Annotated in this window: 1 protein-coding gene; it reads right to left on the minus strand. The window is 29.3% G+C overall.

The window, feature by feature from the left end; translation table 11 throughout:
- Positions 1-776 precede the first annotated feature (776 nt).
- The coding region (locus HCK02_RS13720; RefSeq protein ID WP_167630659.1) for an acyltransferase family protein at positions 777-1639 on the minus strand (863 nt) is incomplete at its 5' end.

The following is a 1639-nucleotide window of genomic DNA, read 5'->3' on the forward strand; positions in this document are numbered from 1 at the left end:
TGTATCACATGTGAAAGATGGACTACAACCCTTTTTCCTATTTGTTCACATTTTAGACACAATTTTTCAAATTTTTTCTTAGAGATAAAGAAACTGAGACAAAATGAGGCTAACGAGCCAAAAGTAAAAGAACAGAAATCGTTCAATGAAGCCATTTACAAAGATGTCTTGCTTAACGATTCAGTTCTTTTTTGTTTTATATCCCAATCTCTTTATGTCTACTTTATTGATTTTGATTCCCTTACTCGTGCATAACCAATTTTACCCATAGATTAAGCCCCCTTTTACAATCCTTATTAAAGCTACAGGTGAAAATACTAACCAAAAAAATACTCTATACTTTTTATCAATCCATATTTTACTAGGCAATAGCATTACTGAACCAAAATAGCTAAATATCCCAGTATACATCCATAGAAAGCCACTACTATCATCATTAGTAGCTCCCTCACTATAACACTTGTAAAAATAATACCTTCTCTGTTATCCCAGCATAAAGCGAAATTCCGTATATAATTAATAAAGAAATGTACAAAAGTACTTTTAATTTCTTCTTCATTCATAGTCTCCTTTTTTAAACAAGTCTATTGAACACTTATAAATCCTATTATACCAGCAACAAAAAAAGTTTGACTACTATGAATAAAGAAGAATGGTTGACATTCTTCTTTTTGTGTCTACTTTATTGACATCTATCCAGACACAAGTATCCTTTCTCAAATCCGCTTATTTTTTCTGTCTACTTTAGTATAACCCTTCCACTTTTCAATCAGTTATTATTTTTTCCCTAAAAATAATACAGATAGCCACGAATTCTTTCTAAAAATGAATTTTTCAATAAATATGGGAATAAATCCACTAATAAGAATACCCAACACTACAATAAAATATGGAAATTCCAAGATTGATAGTAATAAAGTTTTTGTAGCAACTTGTGGAAACCAGGACAAAATATATATAGACATACTATAATTTCCAAGTACTAAAAAGAGAATTCCTATTTTTTCAGGAATCTGATAAGCATAAGTAACACACATAATAATGCCAACAAAAGCGACAATAAGTTGTACAAATATATTGTTTAAAGAGAAAAAGCCAGCAAGAATAATTATGAAACTACTCAATATAAGTATACTTAGCTTATTAAAACATTTTACAAGAGTAGTATAATATGTTCTGCAAAGCATGCCCACATAGAAATAAATACTATATTCACACACACCACTTATGTTAAAAAGCTCGGAAAAGTGAGCAGAAAATAAATTTAAGAATAGAAGCAAAGGTAGAACTAGATATAGTGGAAAGTTTTTGATAATTAATATGAATATATAAATAATAAACAATGTGTATAGAAACCATAAAGATATAACAGCATTGCTAGTTGGATAAACTAGCATCTTACATAGAAGATCTAGTAGTCCATCAGAAGGACGCTCAGCAAAATGATTAAAAAGAAGTTTAATTGGTATACCTATCAAGCTGACGGATATATAAGGGATAATCAAGCGTACTGCCTTTGATTTTATAAAACTCAAATATGATGTTTTAGCTATACTACATATTTTTATGGCGAAGAATCCCGAAATCCAGAAGAATAAAGGCATATGAAAAGAATAAATAATCGAGTGTATATAACTAT

The sequence above is a fragment of the Listeria valentina genome, assembly GCF_011800755.1.
Lineage (GTDB): Bacteria > Bacillota > Bacilli > Lactobacillales > Listeriaceae > Listeria > Listeria valentina.